Origin of the sequence: Micromonospora sp. CPCC 205546, assembly GCF_036902715.1 — a bacterium.
Taxonomy (GTDB): Bacteria; Actinomycetota; Actinomycetes; order Mycobacteriales; family Micromonosporaceae; genus Micromonospora.
In genome coordinates this window covers 12604-27272 of the sequence record NZ_JBAKHL010000083.1, presented here as the reverse complement: position 1 = coordinate 27272, position 14669 = coordinate 12604, and the positions used below count along the sequence as shown (strand labels likewise).

The following is a 14669-nucleotide window of genomic DNA, read 5'->3' as shown; positions in this document are numbered from 1 at the left end:
TCGCGGCGACGAAGAAGGCCGGCATGGACGAGCGGGCCGCGGTGGTGTCGATCGCGACGGCGTTGCAGGAGTCGAAGCTGGAGAACCTGGGCCATCTGGGTGACCGCAACGACCACGACTCGCAGGGCCTGTTCCAGCAGCGTCCGTCCTCGGGTTGGGGCACGGTGGAGCAGATCACCGACCCGGAGTACTCGACGACGGCGTTCCTGAAGGGCCTCAAGCAGGTCGACGGGTGGCAGGACATGCCCCTGACCAAGGCCGCGCAGACCGTGCAGGTGTCGGCGTACCCGGACCACTACGCCCAGTGGGAGCAGATGGCCGCCGACCTCGTCGCCGAGCACTGGAACAGCTGACCGACAACAACTGACACAGACCTTCCACCACAAGGGGGACCGCCGGCCGGCACCGTTGACACGGTGCCGGCCAGCGGCGTGTCCGGAGCCGGGGAGGCGTACGCCGGCGGGTGGCGTCGCCGGTGGCGAGCCGGAGCCGGTCGGGCGGTGGGCGACCGACGGCTTCGTGCCGTGTCCGGGCGTACAGTCGGGCGGTGGAGCGCACCGAGAAGATGCCCGCGGAGACCCGACCACCCGGCGTGGCCACGGCCGATCCCGGCAGCGTCCTGCTGCCGGGCCACGACGTGCCGCTGGGCCGCTACACGACCGTCCGCCGGCTGCTCCCGCAGCGCCAGCGGCGGATGGTCGGGGCCTGGTGCTTCGTGGACCACTTCGGCCCGGACGACGTGGCCGAGCGGCCTGGCATGGAGGTGCCGCCACACCCGCACACCGGCCTGCAGACCGTGACCTGGCTGCTCGACGGGGAGATCCTGCACCGCGACAGCCTGGGGAACGTCCAGCCGATCCGTCCCGGCCAGCTCAATGTGATGACCTCGGGACACGGCATCGCCCACTCGGAGCGGTCGCCCGAGCCGCACCCGCCGCTGATGCACGGCGTGCAGCTGTGGGTCGCGCTGCCTGACCCCGCCCGCGCCGGCGCCGCCGACTTCGCCCACCACGCCGAGCTGCCGCGCTGGCGCGACGGCGAGCTGGACGTCACCCTGCTGGTCGGCGAGCTGGCGGGCGAGCGGTCCCCGGCCCTGACGTACACCCCGCTGCTCGGCGCGCAGCTGGAGCTGCGGGGGCCCGCACCGGCCACGCTGGAGCTGCGCACCGACTTCGAGTACGGGCTGCTGGCCATGTCCGGCGCCGCCGAGGTCGACGGGGTGCCCTTCGCCCCGGGAGCGCTGCTCTACCTCGGGGCAGGCCGGCAGCGGCTCACCGTGGCGGGCGAGCCGGGGAGCCGGCTGCTGCTGCTCGGCGGCGCGCCGTTCGAGGAGCCGCTGGTGATGTGGTGGAACTTCGTCGGCCGCTCGCACGAGGAGGTGCTCGCCGCCCGGGAGGACTGGATGGCCGGGCGCCGCTTCGGCATCGTCGCCGACGATCCCGCCCCGCCGTTGCCCGCCCCGGCGTTGCCGACCACCCGCCTCAAGGCGCGCGACCGCAGCGGCGGGTCGCACCGCTGAGGCGGGAGGCGTGGCCGGGCGCGGCGCGGGTAGTCGCCGGCATGCCGACCACAGCCACCTCCCGCGTCGAGGACAGGAAACGCCTGGCACGCCGACTCGCCGGCAGCGGTCGCGGCTTCGCCGAGCAGTACGGCTTCCGCGTGATCAACAATCCGTCGAGCCTGTTCCAGGTGCTCTGCCTGGCCGTGCTGCTGGCCCGTAGGGGCGACTTCCGGCGCGCCGTGGACAGCGCGCACGCCCTGCCCGCCGCGGGCTGGGACAGCGCCGCACGGCTGGCCCGTTCCCTGCACTCCGACCGGGTACGCGTGCTGCGCGACAGCGGCCAGCGCGGCGACGTCGACGCGCTCGCCGACACGCTCGGCGACCTGGCCCGCGCCGTGGTGGAGCGCTACCGGGGCGACCTGCGCCGGCTACGTGCGGTGGCCCATCACGACCCGGCCAGGGAACGGGAGCTGCTGACCGCGCTGCCCGGGGTCGACGCCGCGGTGGCCGACCTGTTCCTGCGCGAGGCCCAGGCGCTGTGGCGGGAGGTGGCGCCGGTGGCGGACCGTAGGGCGCTGGTCGCGGCCCGCCGGCTGGGACTGGGCCGCTCCGCCGACGACCTGGCGTGCCTCGCCGGCAGCGGCGAGTCCGAGCGCCTGGCCTGGCTGGTGGGGGCGTTGGCCCGGGTCGACCTGGAGAAGCGGTACGCGGAGCTGGCCGCCTGACGCGCGGGTGGGCTGGCCCACACTTGCTTCGTAATCAGCCGAACGGATGATGTTTCATCGTATGATGGTCTCGGCACTGATGCGCGCCCGGTTCGGGCGTACATCGACCGCCTGGTGGTCGCGGCCCGGTTCGGGCCCGACCGGCCACCGGACAGGTTCTGTGTGGCGCCCCGGTCGCGGTTCGCGACGGGGGCGCCCGCCTGTCCGGCACCTCCGCCTCCCGCCCGGCGCCGACCGCGGGGCAGGCCCACCGGTTCACCTCGCCAGACCGGCCAGCAGGTTCACCGTGACCGCGATGATGAACGCCCCGAACAGGTACGACACCATCGAGTGTCGCAACGCCGTGCGACGCATCTCGTTGCTGGTCAGTGACGTGTCGGAGACCTGGAAGGTCGCCCCGACGGTGAACGCCAGGTAGGCGAAGTCCGAGTAGCGGGGCGGCTCCGACTGGTTGAAGTCGATCCCACCGTCCGGCCCCGTGTAGTAGATCCGCGCGTACCGGGCGGCGAACACGGTGTGCACCACCAGCCAGGACAACAGCACGCTCAGCACGGCCAGCCCGCCGTAGACGTTCCGGGCGGGCGTGGCGGTCGCCCCGTGCGCGCGGGTCACCACGATGCCGACGGCCAGCAGGCTGGCCACGCAGGCGGCGAGCAGCAGCGCGTCACGCGCCGCCCGGTTCGGGTCCTCGTACACGGCCAACCGGGCGGTCCGGCGCGCGTCCATCGGCCACAGCTTGTGCCAGACCAGCAGCAGCCAGCTCAGTGCGGCGGCGTCCCAGCCGGCCAGCGGCGCCAACGCCGGCGTGGCGGCCAGCGCGGTGAGCCCGCCGACCACCACGCCGACCACGCCCATCACGGTGAGCTGGGCCGCGGCCGGGGTGTGCCCGACCGGTCGACGCGCCGTCATCCGGCACCGACGCGGTCCCGCCCCGCGCGGGCGCCACGCGTCGGCCCGGGCGTGCCCGGCCCGGGCGTGCCCGGCCTGCGCGCGCCCGGCTTCGGCGAGTCCGGGCCGGGCATGCCGCTGGCCCCAGCCGGCACGGCTCAGATGCCGCGCAGGTGCTGCGACACCCGCTGGTGCCGCTTGTCCCGGGCCTGTGCCGCCCGTTGGGCGGGGCCGACCTCCGGGGCCGCCTCGATGCCCGCCGAGCGGGCCACCTCGTTGCCGTTGGCGTAGTCGACCGGCGGCAGGGCCCGCAACGCGCGCAGCACGTCCGGCGGGGCGCCCTCCCGTTCGGCCTCGCGTACCACGTCGTCCTTCTCGGCCGGGTAGTCCAGGCTCGACAGGTACTGCAGCACGTCGGCGTAACTCGCCATGGTGTCGGCTCCTCCGGGGCTTCGATCCGGTCACGACCGGCGGCGGTTACCCGTCCGGCGGGACGTCACGCGCGGTCCGGGGAGCGAATCCGCCGTCGTTTCCCGGCCCCGCCGACGGGTACGCGCAGGGCCCGACGCCGCAGCCCGAAGGAGCCCGGATGAACTACGACACCTTCGTCGACCAGGTCGCCCAGCGCACCCGTACCTCCTCCGACGAGGCGGTCGCGCTGACCCGGGCGACCCTGGAGACCCTCGCCGAGCGGCTGACCGGCGGGGAGGTGCTGGACCTGGCCGCCCAGCTGCCCAGGCCGTTGCAGCTGGTGTTGAAGCCGAGCCCGCGCACCGAGTCGGCGGAGCGGTTCGGCGCGGCCGAGTTCGTCGCCCGCGTCGCCGTGCGGGCCGGCGTGACCGAGCCCGCCGCCCGCGACGCCGCCCGGGCGGTCTTCGTCACCCTGCGCGAGGCGATCAGCGGCGGCGAGTTCGACGACGTGGTGGTCCAGCTCCCGCGCGACTACCGGGACATGGTCGAGCCCGCCATGGCGCCGGGTGCCACCCTGCGCCGCTCCTGACCGGCCACCGCCGTCCCGCGGCGGATCCGGCCGGCCGCAACGGAGCCAACCGCGGCGGATCCGGCCGCCCTCGGCTGATCCGGCCGAGAGCGTGCCGGCGAGGGGTGCCGTCCGGCCGGCACGCGGGAGCGCCCGAGACCGTCGCGAGGGTCCTCGACCTGCGGCGCCGTGCGATCAGGCGACGGCGCCGGCGGCGCGCAGGGCGGCGGTGCGCTCCGGATCGAAGCCCGCCTCGGCCAGCAGTTCGTCGGTATGCTCGCCCGGCTGCGGTGGCGGGCGGCGCAGCGCGGTCGGGGTGCCCGAGAAGCGGGGCGCCGGGGCCGGCTGGGTGACCCCGTCCCGCTCGACGAAGGTGCCCCGCGCGGCCAGCTGCGGGTGCTCCGGCGCCTCCCGCCAGTCCAGCACCGGTGCCACGCAGGCGTCCGAGGAGCCCAGCAGCGCCGTCCACTCGTCGCGGGTACGGGTGCGGAACAGCCGCGCCCACGACTGGCGCAGCGCCGGCCAGTTCGCCGGGTCGGTGCGGTCCAGCGCCTCGTCCGGGGGCAACGGGAAGCCGGTACGCCGCACGAGTTCGTCGTAGAACCGTGCCTCCAGGGCGCCGACGGCCACGTACCGGCCGTCGGCACACTCGTAGGTGTCGTAGAACGGGGCGCCGCCGTCGAGCAGGTTCACCCCGCGCGCGTCCTGCCACTGGCCGATTCGGCGCAGCGCGTGGATCTGGGTGCTGAGCACCGCCACGCCGTCGACGATGGCCGCGTCGACTACCTGGCCCCGCGCGCCGCCACGCACCGCGTACAGGGCGGAGACCAGGCCGAGGGCGAGCATCATCGCGCCGCCGCCGAAGTCGCCGAGCAGGTTGATCGGCGGCACCGGGCGCTCACCGGCCCGGCCGATGCCGTGCAGCGCGCCGGTCAGCGCCACGTAGCCGATGTCGTGTCCCGCGTACGGGGCCACCGGGCCGTCCTGGCCCCAGCCGGTCATCCGCCCGTAGACGAGTCGGGGGTTCACCGCCAGGCAGTCCGCCGGGCCGACCCCGAGCCGCTCGGTGACCCCCGGACGGAACCCCTCGATCAGTGCGTCGGCGCCGGCGGCCAGGGCCAGCACCACCTCGCGGCCGCCGGGGGACTTCAGGTCCACCCCGATCGAGCGGCGTCCCCGGTTGAGCAGGTCCGGGTGCGGGGTGCCGAACGCGCCCGGGTCCACGTCCGTCACCCGGTCCACCCGGACCACGTCCGCTCCCAGGTCGGCCAGCATCATCGCCGCGAACGGGCCGGGCCCGATCCCGGCCAGCTCGATCACCCGTACGCCGGCCAGCGGGCCGGCCGGAAGGTCCTCGGTCATCGGCACACCATAGGCGAGGCGCGTTTGCGTGGCGAGGGGTCGGGAACCCGCCGCCGAGACGCGGGGAGGCGGCGTGTTCGACGACCGGATCAGGGTGGCCATGCTGCACGGTCCCGGTCGGCCCGACGCCGACGGCGTCAGCGACTACGTGACGCACCTGGTCGAGGCGCTCGACGGCGTCGGCGTCGAGGTGACCCCGGTGCCGGTGCGCCCCGACGAGGGCCGCGAGGGCTGGCGGGCCGCGACCGTACGGGCCGCCCGCCGGGTCCGCCAGTTGGCCCCCGACCTGGTGCACGTGCAGTTCGCCCCGTCGGCGTACCGGTTCTCGGGGCAGGCCGGGCTGCTGCCGTGGCGGCTGCCCCGGCGGTTGCCGCTGGTCACCACCCTGCACGAGTACGGCTGGTGGGCCTGCCCGGGCTGGCTGCCGGGCCGGTTCTGGTCCGCCGTGGAGCGGCTCCGCTGCTGGGACCGGGAATCCGGCCGACTGGTGCCGGCCAGCGCGGCCGTCATCGTCACGAACCCCGGCCACGGCGAGGTGGTCCACGCGCGCAGCGGCCGGACGACGACGCACATCCCGATCGCCCCGAACGTCGTCGAGCCCGCCGGCGCGTCCACGGCGGGTGTACGCCTGCGGGCGGAGCTGGGCCTGCCCGAGGGCGCGCCGCTGCTGGCCTTCTTCGGCTTCGTGCACCCGGTGAAGGGACTGCGCTACCTGATCGAGGCGCTGCCCGAGCTGCGGCGCGACCACCCGGACCTGCGGCTGCTGGTGGTCGGCGGGTTCACCTCGCAGGCGCTGCCCGAGCGGGAGGCGCAGGCGTTCCGCGCCGAGCTGACCGGGCTGGCGCAGCGGTGTGGAGTGGCCGACGCGCTGACGTTCACCGGGCACCTGCCCGCCGACCGGGTCTCCGCCGTGCTGCGCGCCGCCGACGTGGCGGTGCTGCCGTTCACCGGCGGGGTCAGCACCAAGAGCGGCGCCCTGCTCGCCGCGCTCGCGCACGGCGTGCCGACCGCGGTGACGCGGTGCGACGACGGCGACGACGGGCCGCACCGCAGCGGTGCCGTGGCGGTCATCGGTGCCCGCCGCGACAGCGCCGCGATCGTGCGTACCGTCGGTCGGCTGCTCGCCGATCCGGTGCTGCGCCGCCGGCTGGCCGAACGCGGGCGGGCCTTCGCCGCCGCGTACTCCTGGCCGAGGGTGGCCGCCGCGCACCGCGACCTCTACGCCCGGACCCTGGGGCGCGCGGATGCCTGAGCGGTACGCGGACATCCTGGTGGTCGACCTGCTCGGCGGGATCGGAGACCTGATCATGCTGCTGCCGGCGGTGCACGGCCTGGCCCGCCGCAACCCCGGCGCGCGGCTGCGGGTGCTCACCCACGCTCCCGGGGCGGACCTGCTGCGCGACGATCCGGCGGTCGCCGAGGTGCGCACGCCCCGGCACGGCCGGCCGGGCGCCGAGCGGGAGGCGGTCCTCGAGGCGCTCGCGGCCACCCGCCCGGACCTGGCGGTCGCCACCACCCGCTACGACGGCATCCCCGAGCTGCTCGAGGCGGGCGCCGGGCGGGCCGTGACGAACCTGTGGCGTGATCCACCGCCGCAGCAGCCGGTGGGCGACCGCTACCTGGAGATCCTCTGCGCCGAGGGGCTGCTCGGCCCGGCGGACCGGGCCGCCCGGCCCCGGGTGCATCTGGGCGGCGAGGCCCGGCGGGCGGGGGAGCGGGCGGTCGCCCGGCTGGTGGGGGAGCCCCTGGCGCCGCCGGTGGTGCTCGTCACCGACGCCGGCATGGCGGTCAAGCGCTGGCCGCGGCGGCACTGGCGGGGGCTGGCGCACGCGCTGACGCGGCGCGGACACCCGGTGCTCACCGTCGGCCCGGTCGACCCCGTCGCACCGGTCGGGGTGCCGCTGCCCCGAGCCGACCTGCCCACCCTCGCCGGGCAGTTCGCGGCGGTGGGCCGGTGCGGCGGGGTGGTGGTCGGGCCGGACACCGGGCCCGTGCGCCTCGCCGCCGCGGCCGGCGCCAGGACGGTGGCGCTGTTCGGTCCCACCGACGCCCGGCGGTACGGGATGGGCGGAACCGACCTGCAGGGCCTGCCCGGGTGCGCGCTCCGGCGTCCTACCGCCATCACCGAGCAGCCCTGCTGGTGGGAGGCGCGCTGCCCGCTCGACCCGGCCGAGCCGGCATGCATGGACGACCTCGACGTGGACGCCGTGCTCGCCGCCGTCACCGCCCGCTGACCGACCGTGCGCCACGCCCGCCCGCCGCCGGCCGTCCGGTCGGTGTCCGTGCAGGTGAGGTGACGCAGACGTGATCCGGCGTGCCCCGTTTGCCGAGCCCACGGGCCTGCCCTAACCTTGTCGCCACGAGGGGAGTACTTCCCACGAGCCATCCCGGTCAGTACGGCGTGCCCCGGAGCACGCCTCGGGTGGCTGCCCACGAAAAGTGGGTGAAGGAGACCTCGAACATGACAGGGTGTTCGAGGAGGCTCCATGTCCGATTCGCCGTATCTTGCTGCCACCGGTCTCCAGTCGGTGGGCACCCCCACGCTGTGGGGCGTCACCATCGCCGCCGTGATCGGCCTGCTGGTGCTGGATTTCCTGGTCACCCGCAAGCCGCACGAGGTGTCGATGCGGGAGGCGCTGGGCTGGTCCGCCTTCTACATCGCCCTGCCGCTGGCCTTCGGCGCCTGGATCTGGTCGCGTTTCGGCTCGAAGCAGGGCGTGGAGTACCTCACCGGTTACCTGGTGGAGAAGTCCCTCTCGGTCGACAACCTGTTCGTCTTCATGTTGCTGCTGGCCGCGTTCGCGGTGCCGGCCGAGCTGGCCCAGCGGGCCCTGCTCTACGGCATCACCGGCGCGCTGGTGCTGCGGGCGGTCTTCATCGCCGTCGGGGCGGCGGCCCTGCAGACCCTGGACTTCGCCTTCCTGCTCTTCGCGATCATCCTGCTGCTCACCGCGGCGAAGCTGCTGCGCGACGCCCTCACCGGGCACGAGCAGGAAGTCGACATCAGCAAGATGCGCTCGGTGAAGCTGCTGCGCAAGTTCATGCCGGTCACCGAGGACTACCACGGCCCGAGGATGGTCGTGCGCATCGCCGGCCGGCGTACCCTCACCCCGTTCGCCCTCGTGGTGACCGCGCTGCTGGCCACGGACATCGTCTTCGCCGTCGACTCCGTACCGGCCGTCTACGGCATCACCGAGGACCCCTACCTGGTCTTCGCCACCAACGCGTTCGCCCTGCTGGGGCTGCGGGCGCTCTACTTCGTGCTGCACGCCGCGCTCAGCCGGCTGGTGCACCTCAGCTACGGCCTGGCGATCATCCTGGCGTTCATCGGCGTCAAGCTCGGTCTGCACTGGGCGCACGGCATCTGGAAGGGCGTGCCGGAGATCCCGACGCTGGCCTCCCTGGGCGTCATCATCGGCGTGCTGGTGATCGTCACCCTCACCAGCCTGCGGGCCACCAGCAAGGCCGGTCGGGGCGAGAAGGAGATCGTGGTCGAGCGGCGCTGAGGCGTCACCCGTCGCGGTGCGGTTCCGCCCGACCGCGCCGCGCCGCCCACCCCCGGGTGGTACGACTGACGGGTGGGAATCGTGTCACCGGGCTTCCAGGGCCGGCCCCGCTCAGCGGAGCCGGCCCTGCCGCCGGGGCAGTACCTGACGCAGGACTTCCCGGTGCTCTCCGCCGGCCCGACGCCGAGGGTGCCGCCGGAGACCTGGGAGTTCGTCGTCTCCACCGAGTCCGGCGCCGAGTTCCGCTGGAGCTTCGACGAGCTGATGGCGCTGCCCCAGGAGACCCCGACGGTCGACATCCACTGCGTCACGCGCTGGTCGAAGCGGGACACCGGCTGGCAGGGGGTGTCCCTGGACACGCTGCTGGAGGGCGTCGACACCGACGCCCGGTACGCGCAGGCCCACTCGTACGGCGGCTACACCACCAACCTGCCGCTGGACGACCTGCGGGGCGGGCGGGCCTGGGTCGCGCACCGCTACGACGGCGGCCCGCTGCCGGCCGAGCACGGCGGCCCGGCCCGGCTGCTCGTGCCGCACCTCTACTTCTGGAAGTCCGCCAAGTGGGTGCGCGGCATCCGGCTCAGCGTGCAGGACCAGCCCGGGTTCTGGGAGACCGCCGGCTACCACGACTACGGGGACCCGTGGCGTGAGCAGCGGTACCAGGGCGATTGAGCGCTCCGCTGCGCTGGCGGGTGGCCCGGCTGCGCGAGCGCCGGGTGGAGACGCCCACCGCGCACACCCTGGTGCTGGAGGTGCCCGGCTGGCCGGGCCACCTGCCCGGGCAGCACGTCGACGTGCGGCTGACCGCGCCCGACGGCTACCAGGCGGCCCGGTCGTACTCGCTGGCCGGCCCGGCCGAGGCCGACCGGATCGCGCTGACCGTGCAGCGGGTGCCCGACGGCGAGGTGTCGCCGTACCTGATCGACGTCTACGCCGGGGGCGACCCGGTGGAGGTGCGCGGCCCGGTCGGCGGCTGGTTCGTCTGGCGGGCGGAGGAGACCGCGCCGGTGCTGCTGGTGGCCGGCGGATCGGGCGTCGTGCCGCTGATGGCGATGGTCCGCGCCCGCCGCGCCGCGGGCAGCCGGGTGCCGTTCCGGCTGCTCTACTCGGTACGCACCCCGGCCGACGTGTTCTACGCCGACGAGCTGCGCCGCCGGGCCCGCGACGACCCGGGCCTGGACGTCGCCCACGTGTACACCCGCGAGGCCCCGCGGGGCTGGCGGGGTGAGCCGCACCGGATCGGGCTGGCCGACGTCACCGACCACGGCTGGCCGCCGGAGCGGGAACCCCTCTGCTACGTCTGCGGCCCGACCGGCTTCGTGGAGACGGTGGCGGACCTGCTCGTCGGGCTGGGCCACCAGGGCCGGCGGGTGCGGACCGAACGGTTCGGCCCGACCGGCTAGGCGTCGAGAAGGAGGAGCGCCCGATGACCGACACGTCGTACCTGGACGGCAACATGCTCGACGGCCCGCTGCGGGAGTTGTTCGCCGTCGACCTCAGCGCCGCCGGCGGGCGGTGCGCGCACTGCGGCATGACGGGCCCACTGGCCGGCCTGCGGGTCTACCCGCACGCGCCCGGCCTCGTCGCCCGCTGCCCGAACTGTGCCGAGGTGATGCTGCGGCTGGTCCGCTCGCCCGAGTACGCCTGGCTGGACCTGCGCGGAGCCACCTTCCTGCGGGTGCCGATGCCGCCGGAGCAGACGTACCCGGGCCCGCTGTGAGGGCGGGGGAGGGGCACGTGACACCAACGGCCGGAGCGGACGGAGGCGACATGACGGACGAGGCCCTGCGGGCGCGGTCGGCGCGGGAGGTGTTCGACGACCACCTGCGGCTGGCCGGCGAGCACCGGTTCGCCGAGGACCTGGCGCGCAACGTGTCGCCGTCGTGCGTGGTCCTGGAACGGCGGGGCGTGTTCCGCGGGCACGCGGGCGTCGGGGAGCTGGCGCGGCTGCTGGAGGAGGAGCTGCCCGGCGCCCGGTACGTGTACACGAACCGGCTGGTCGAGGGACGGGTGGCGTTCCTGGAGTGGACGGCGCGGATCGAGGGCGTACAGGTCCGCGACGGGGCGGACTCGTTCCTCATCGAGCAGGGCTGGATCGTCGCCCAGACCATCCACTACACACTGGAGCCGGTCGACGGCGAGGTGGACCGGCCCGCGGGACCGTGAGTGCCGGGTCGCGCCCACAACGCGCTGGACAACGGCGGCACCCACCGCGACAGTGGTTCGCCGTGAGGTATCTGCGTACGGCGGGGCCGGTCGGCATCCGCCCGCCCCGTCCGGCCGACGAGGCCGAGTTCGTCGCGGCGGCCCGGCGCAGCCGCGACCTGCACCACCCCTGGCTGGCCGCGCCCGACGACCCGGCGCGCTACGCCGCGTACCTGCGCAGGATCCGCCGCCGGGACCATGCCGGATACCTGGTCTGCGACCGGGACTCGGGCGCGATCGCCGGCTACGTGAACATCAGCGGGATCCTCATGGGCGCGCTGCGCGGCGGCTACCTCGGCTACGCCGCCTTCCTGCCGTACAGCGGCACCGGGCACGCGTCCGCCGGTGTCGGCCTGGTCGTCCGCCACGCCTTCGACGCGCTCGGCCTGCACCGGCTGGAGGCGAACATCCAGCCGGGCAACGAGCCGTCGCGCCGGGTGGCGCGCAAGCTCGGATTCCGGCTGGAGGGCTACTCGCCGGACTACCTGTTCATCGACGGGGCGTGGCGCGACCACGAACGGTGGGCGATCACCGCCCCGGCGCCCGCCGGTACGTAGGCCGGTGGCGGCCCGTCGCGACCGCCACCGACCGCCGGGTCAGCGCCCCGGCCGGCGCGCCTCGGCCCGCTGGACGCCGAGGCGCTCGAACCGTCCCTGCTTCTGCTCCACGCGCCGGCGCTGCCGGGGTGTGAGCTGCCTGCGGCCGCTCTGCCGCAGGTAGATCGGCTGTCGCTGGTCGTTCGACATCGGTGTGCTCACGGTTGCGTCCTCCCGTCGCTGGGATGCGGGACCACCGTGTCACCGGGGCGGGTGAGTCGAACCCACCCGCCCCGGGTGAGCCGGCCCGGCGCGGCCGGTCGGCGCGGTTGTTTCAGACGCGGGAGGTGAAGGTGGCCAGGAACCGGTGCGGGGTGATCACCCCGGCGTTGTCGAAGCAGACCACGTCCACCTCCGGGTCGAGGCCGGTGGACCACGGCTGGGTCAGGTGACAGTAGTTCGACCCGACGCCCTGCGCCACGACCTGCGCGTGCGTCTGGCCGACCCCGAGCTGCGGGAACTTCGCGAGGTAGCGGCCGGCGGGGGCGATCGCGGCCACCGTGTTGGCGCCGACGCCGAGCATCGAGTTGTCGTTGGTCGGCCCGCCGACCCCGGTGCCCAGGTAACCGAAGCGCGACGGCGGGGCGAGCGAGCCGATCACCGGCCGCCGGCGGTGGTAGGACAGGACGAAGTCGGTGGTCGCCGGCGCGCCCGCCTGGTCGAAGCAGGACACGTTCGCGGCCACGCCGGTCCCGGCGGCGGACCAGCTGTCGATCTTGCAACGGCGCGGCGCCGCGTTCGGCTGCACGGCGGTGACCTGCACGTCACCGGCCAGCACGCCGGCGAGCCCGACGCCCGGGAGCTTCACCGCCCACTGGCCGACCCCCAGCGGGCCGAGGCCGTTGGCCACCCCCGTCGAGTTGTACGACTGGACCAGCGCCCCGCCGGCCTGCTGGACGTACGCGTGGGCGGTGCCCGCCGGCAGCACGCCGCTGCTGGTGGTCCACAGCACGGTGAACGGGGTGTCCTCGCGGTCCCCGCCCGGCTTGTGGCACTGCACGTCGACGATCTGGTCGGCGCCGGCCGAGGACCAGCGGACGACCTCGCAGTAGTGGCCGGTGCGGTTGACCGGGGTCACGTGCGGCACCCCCCGCGCCCCGGCGCCGATCTGCGGGAAGCGCACCTGGAACCGGCCCGGGGCGAGCTTGCCGCCCTGCGCCCAGGCGGCGGGGAAGGCGGTCTTCCAGCTGCCCCACTGCCGGGTGGTGTCGAGTACCGTCCAGGGCGGAACGGTCGGGTCCTGGACGTAGGCGAAGCCCCAGCGGTCGGCGGTGGCCGCCGCGGCCGGGCCGGCCGGCGCGAGCGCGCCGGCGGCCAGCACGGCGGTCAGCGCGGCGGCGGCGAGCGAACGGAGTCGCATCTTTCCTCCTGGTGACGAGGGGTCGGGTCGGCAAGCAGCGTGCGGCACCACCGAGGGAGTGACTGTCGGCAACCGCACAACCGCGTGTCGCAAGTGCGCCGCTGTCGGCTCCCCGGCCCGCGTCCGGCTCCCACCGGTCGCGCGCCCGCCCCAGGCCGCCGCCGATCAAGCGGTGATTCGTCCGTCTCGCCACGTTTGTCCCGCTGCCGGGTGGGAACGGGGCCGCAATGACGAAACCTCGTGTGGTGATCGTGGGGGCCGGATTCGCCGGTTACCACGCGGCGAAGACGTTGAGCCGGCTGGCCCGGGGCCGGGCCGAGATCGTGGTGCTGAACTCCACCGACTACTTCCTCTACCTGCCGCTGCTGCCCGAGGTGGCCGCCGGCGTGGTGGAGCCGCGGCGGATCTCCGTACCGCTGACGGGGACGCTCGACGGGGTGCGGGTGCTGATCGGCGAGGCCGACCACGTGGACCTGCAGAACCGCTGGGTCGGCTTCACCCAGCCGGAGGGCGACCGCAACCGGATCGCGTACGACCGGTTGGTGCTGGCCGTGGGCAGCGTCAACAAGCTGCTGCCGATCCCCGGCGTGACCGAGTACGCCCACGGATTCCGCGGCCTGCCCGAGGCCCTCTACCTGCACGACCACGTGATCCGGCAGATCGAGCTCGCCGAGCAGACCGACGACCCGGCCGAACAGCAGGCGCGCGCCACGTTCGTGGTGGTCGGCGCCGGCTACACCGGAACCGAGGTGGCCGCGCACGGCCAGCTGTTCACCGACGAGCTGGTCTCCCAGCGCCCCCGCCTCAAGATCCGCCCGAAGTGGCTGCTGCTCGACGTCGCGCCCCGGGTGCTGCCCGAGCTGGACAAGCGGATGTCGGACACCGCCGACCGGGTGCTGCGCCGACGCGGCGTGGACGTGCGGATGGGCACCTCCGTGGCCGTGGCCACCGCCGACGGGGTCACGCTCACCGATGGCGACTACGTGCCCACCTGCACCCTGGTCTGGTGTGTCGGCGTACGCCCCGATCCGTTCGTCGCCGAACTGGGGCTGCGCACCGAGCGGGGGCGGCTGGTCGTCGACGAGTACCTCGGCGTCCCCGGCTTCCCCGAGGTGTACGCCTGCGGCGACGCGGCCGCCGTGCCGGACCTGACCCGACCCGGGCAGATCTGCACGATGACGGCCCAGCACGCGCAGCGGCAGGGCAAGCTGGCCGCGCACAACATCGCCGCCTCCTACGGGCAGGGGCGACGCCGACCGTACAAGCACCACGACCTGGGATGGGTGGTGGACCTGGGCGGCAAGGACGCGGCGGCGAACCCGCTGAAGGTGTCGCTGTCCGGACTGCCCGCCAAGGCGGTCACCCGCGGCTACCACCTGCTGGCGATGCCGGGCAACCGGATCCGGGTGGGCGCCGACTGGATGCTCGACGCCGCGCTGCCGCGCCCGGCCGTGCAGCTCGGCCTGGTCCCGGCCAACGCCGTGCCGCTGGAGAGCTCATCGCCGGAGGTGGCCGTCCGGGCCCGCTGATCCGCCCGCCCACCGACC

General features: G+C 74.8%; 17 protein-coding genes and 1 pseudogene. 13 read left to right on the top strand and 5 right to left on the bottom strand.

Features of this window, described 5'->3' with window-relative positions; genetic code table 11:
• The 3 genes and pseudogenes from V6U77_RS26490 to V6U77_RS26480 all read left to right on the top strand — a co-directional run.
• Window positions 1–353 (top strand): annotated as a pseudogene (locus tag V6U77_RS26490) (hypothetical protein); the annotation flags it as partial.
• A gap of 194 nt (window positions 354–547) precedes the next feature.
• Window positions 548–1519: a pirin family protein gene (locus V6U77_RS26485; RefSeq protein ID WP_334609444.1), complete on the top strand. Its 972-nt coding sequence runs from the start codon at window positions 548–550 to the stop codon at window positions 1517–1519.
• Window positions 1520–1560: 41 nt separating this feature from the next.
• Window positions 1561–2226: a hypothetical protein gene (locus V6U77_RS26480; RefSeq protein WP_334609443.1), complete on the top strand. Its 666-nt coding sequence runs from the start codon at window positions 1561–1563 to the stop codon at window positions 2224–2226.
• Between the two features lie 255 nt (window positions 2227–2481).
• Here V6U77_RS26480 and V6U77_RS26475 read toward each other — a convergent pair whose 3' ends face one another.
• Both V6U77_RS26475 and V6U77_RS26470 read right to left on the bottom strand, forming a co-directional pair.
• Entirely contained in the window at window positions 2482–3135 is a 654-nt protein-coding gene (locus V6U77_RS26475; RefSeq protein WP_334609442.1) for a DUF1345 domain-containing protein, read from the bottom strand.
• Window positions 3136–3272: 137 nt separating this feature from the next.
• Window positions 3273–3545 (bottom strand): DUF2795 domain-containing protein, encoded by a 273-nt coding sequence (locus tag V6U77_RS26470; protein ID WP_334609441.1) that lies wholly within the window; start codon window positions 3543–3545, stop codon window positions 3273–3275.
• 158 nt (window positions 3546–3703) lie between these two features.
• Here V6U77_RS26470 and V6U77_RS26465 point away from each other — a divergent pair, with 158 nt between their 5' ends.
• The gene (locus tag V6U77_RS26465) at window positions 3704–4114 is read left to right on the top strand and encodes a DUF2267 domain-containing protein (RefSeq protein WP_334609440.1); all 411 of its coding nucleotides are present in this window, start codon (window positions 3704–3706) and stop codon (window positions 4112–4114) included.
• Between the two features lie 174 nt (window positions 4115–4288).
• Here the strand turns inward: V6U77_RS26465 and V6U77_RS26460 are convergent, their stop codons facing one another.
• Window positions 4289–5455, bottom strand: coding sequence for a CaiB/BaiF CoA transferase family protein (locus tag V6U77_RS26460; protein ID WP_334609439.1), 1167 nt, complete (start codon window positions 5453–5455; stop codon window positions 4289–4291).
• 73 nt (window positions 5456–5528) lie between these two features.
• On the opposite strand from V6U77_RS26460, the gene V6U77_RS26455 reads away from it, so the two are divergent.
• The 8 genes from V6U77_RS26455 to V6U77_RS26420 all read left to right on the top strand — a co-directional run bounded on the left by V6U77_RS26455 (window position 5529) and on the right by V6U77_RS26420 (window position 11723).
• Window positions 5529–6707: a glycosyltransferase gene (locus V6U77_RS26455; protein WP_334609438.1), complete on the top strand. Its 1179-nt coding sequence runs from the start codon at window positions 5529–5531 to the stop codon at window positions 6705–6707.
• Window positions 6700–7689: a glycosyltransferase family 9 protein gene (locus V6U77_RS26450; RefSeq protein ID WP_334609437.1), complete on the top strand. Its 990-nt coding sequence runs from the start codon at window positions 6700–6702 to the stop codon at window positions 7687–7689. The genes V6U77_RS26455 and V6U77_RS26450 overlap by 8 nt, the downstream gene beginning before the upstream one ends.
• A gap of 252 nt (window positions 7690–7941) precedes the next feature.
• Window positions 7942–8961, top strand: coding sequence for a TerC/Alx family metal homeostasis membrane protein (locus tag V6U77_RS26445; protein ID WP_334609436.1), 1020 nt, complete (start codon window positions 7942–7944; stop codon window positions 8959–8961).
• A gap of 81 nt (window positions 8962–9042) precedes the next feature.
• Window positions 9043–9633 carry a sulfite oxidase-like oxidoreductase gene (locus V6U77_RS26440; RefSeq protein WP_442934518.1) on the top strand — a complete coding sequence of 197 codons (591 nt, stop codon included), beginning with the start codon at window positions 9043–9045 and terminating at the stop codon, window positions 9631–9633.
• A complete protein-coding gene (locus V6U77_RS26435; protein WP_334609433.1) occupies window positions 9630–10364 on the top strand; it encodes a ferredoxin reductase in 735 nt (244 codons plus the stop codon). The genes V6U77_RS26440 and V6U77_RS26435 overlap by 4 nt, the downstream gene beginning before the upstream one ends.
• Before the next feature lie 23 nt (window positions 10365–10387).
• On the top strand, window positions 10388–10681 hold the full coding sequence (locus tag V6U77_RS26430) for a DUF6510 family protein (RefSeq protein ID WP_334609432.1): 294 nt from the start codon (window positions 10388–10390) through the stop codon (window positions 10679–10681).
• A 50-nt stretch (window positions 10682–10731) separates the two neighbouring features.
• Window positions 10732–11127, top strand: coding sequence for a hypothetical protein (locus tag V6U77_RS26425; protein ID WP_334609431.1), 396 nt, complete (start codon window positions 10732–10734; stop codon window positions 11125–11127).
• A gap of 62 nt (window positions 11128–11189) precedes the next feature.
• A complete protein-coding gene (locus tag V6U77_RS26420; protein ID WP_334609430.1) occupies window positions 11190–11723 on the top strand; it encodes a GNAT family N-acetyltransferase in 534 nt (177 codons plus the stop codon).
• A 39-nt stretch (window positions 11724–11762) separates the two neighbouring features.
• Here V6U77_RS26420 and V6U77_RS26415 read toward each other — a convergent pair whose 3' ends face one another.
• Window positions 11763–11924 carry a hypothetical protein gene (locus V6U77_RS26415; RefSeq protein WP_334609429.1) on the bottom strand — a complete coding sequence of 54 codons (162 nt, stop codon included), beginning with the start codon at window positions 11922–11924 and terminating at the stop codon, window positions 11763–11765.
• Window positions 11925–12036: 112 nt separating this feature from the next.
• On the bottom strand, window positions 12037–13122 hold the full coding sequence (locus V6U77_RS26410; RefSeq protein WP_334609428.1) for a hypothetical protein: 1086 nt from the start codon (window positions 13120–13122) through the stop codon (window positions 12037–12039).
• 227 nt (window positions 13123–13349) lie between these two features.
• Here V6U77_RS26410 and V6U77_RS26405 point away from each other — a divergent pair, with 227 nt between their 5' ends.
• The gene (locus V6U77_RS26405) at window positions 13350–14651 is read left to right on the top strand and encodes an NAD(P)/FAD-dependent oxidoreductase (protein WP_334609427.1); all 1302 of its coding nucleotides are present in this window, start codon (window positions 13350–13352) and stop codon (window positions 14649–14651) included.
• The last annotated feature ends 18 nt before the right edge of the window (window positions 14652–14669 follow it).

What these genes read in the sequence shown, in the direction of transcription:
- V6U77_RS26480 (WP_334609443.1), top strand. Translation starts at nt 1,561, where the DNA reads ATGCCGACCACAGCCACCTCCCGCGTCGAGGACAGGAAACGCCTGGCA.
- V6U77_RS26475 (WP_334609442.1), bottom strand. Translation starts at nt 3,135, where the DNA reads ATGACGGCGCGTCGACCGGTCGGGCACACCCCGGCCGCGGCCCAGCTC.
- V6U77_RS26470 (WP_334609441.1), bottom strand. Translation starts at nt 3,545, where the DNA reads ATGGCGAGTTACGCCGACGTGCTGCAGTACCTGTCGAGCCTGGACTAC.
- V6U77_RS26465 (WP_334609440.1), top strand. Translation starts at nt 3,704, where the DNA reads ATGAACTACGACACCTTCGTCGACCAGGTCGCCCAGCGCACCCGTACC.
- V6U77_RS26460 (WP_334609439.1), bottom strand. Translation starts at nt 5,455, where the DNA reads ATGACCGAGGACCTTCCGGCCGGCCCGCTGGCCGGCGTACGGGTGATC.
- V6U77_RS26450 (WP_334609437.1), top strand. Translation starts at nt 6,700, where the DNA reads ATGCCTGAGCGGTACGCGGACATCCTGGTGGTCGACCTGCTCGGCGGG.
- V6U77_RS26445 (WP_334609436.1), top strand. Translation starts at nt 7,942, where the DNA reads ATGTCCGATTCGCCGTATCTTGCTGCCACCGGTCTCCAGTCGGTGGGC.
- V6U77_RS26430 (WP_334609432.1), top strand. Translation starts at nt 10,388, where the DNA reads ATGACCGACACGTCGTACCTGGACGGCAACATGCTCGACGGCCCGCTG.
- V6U77_RS26425 (WP_334609431.1), top strand. Translation starts at nt 10,732, where the DNA reads ATGACGGACGAGGCCCTGCGGGCGCGGTCGGCGCGGGAGGTGTTCGAC.
- V6U77_RS26410 (WP_334609428.1), bottom strand. Translation starts at nt 13,122, where the DNA reads ATGCGACTCCGTTCGCTCGCCGCCGCCGCGCTGACCGCCGTGCTGGCC.
- V6U77_RS26405 (WP_334609427.1), top strand. Translation starts at nt 13,350, where the DNA reads ATGACGAAACCTCGTGTGGTGATCGTGGGGGCCGGATTCGCCGGTTAC.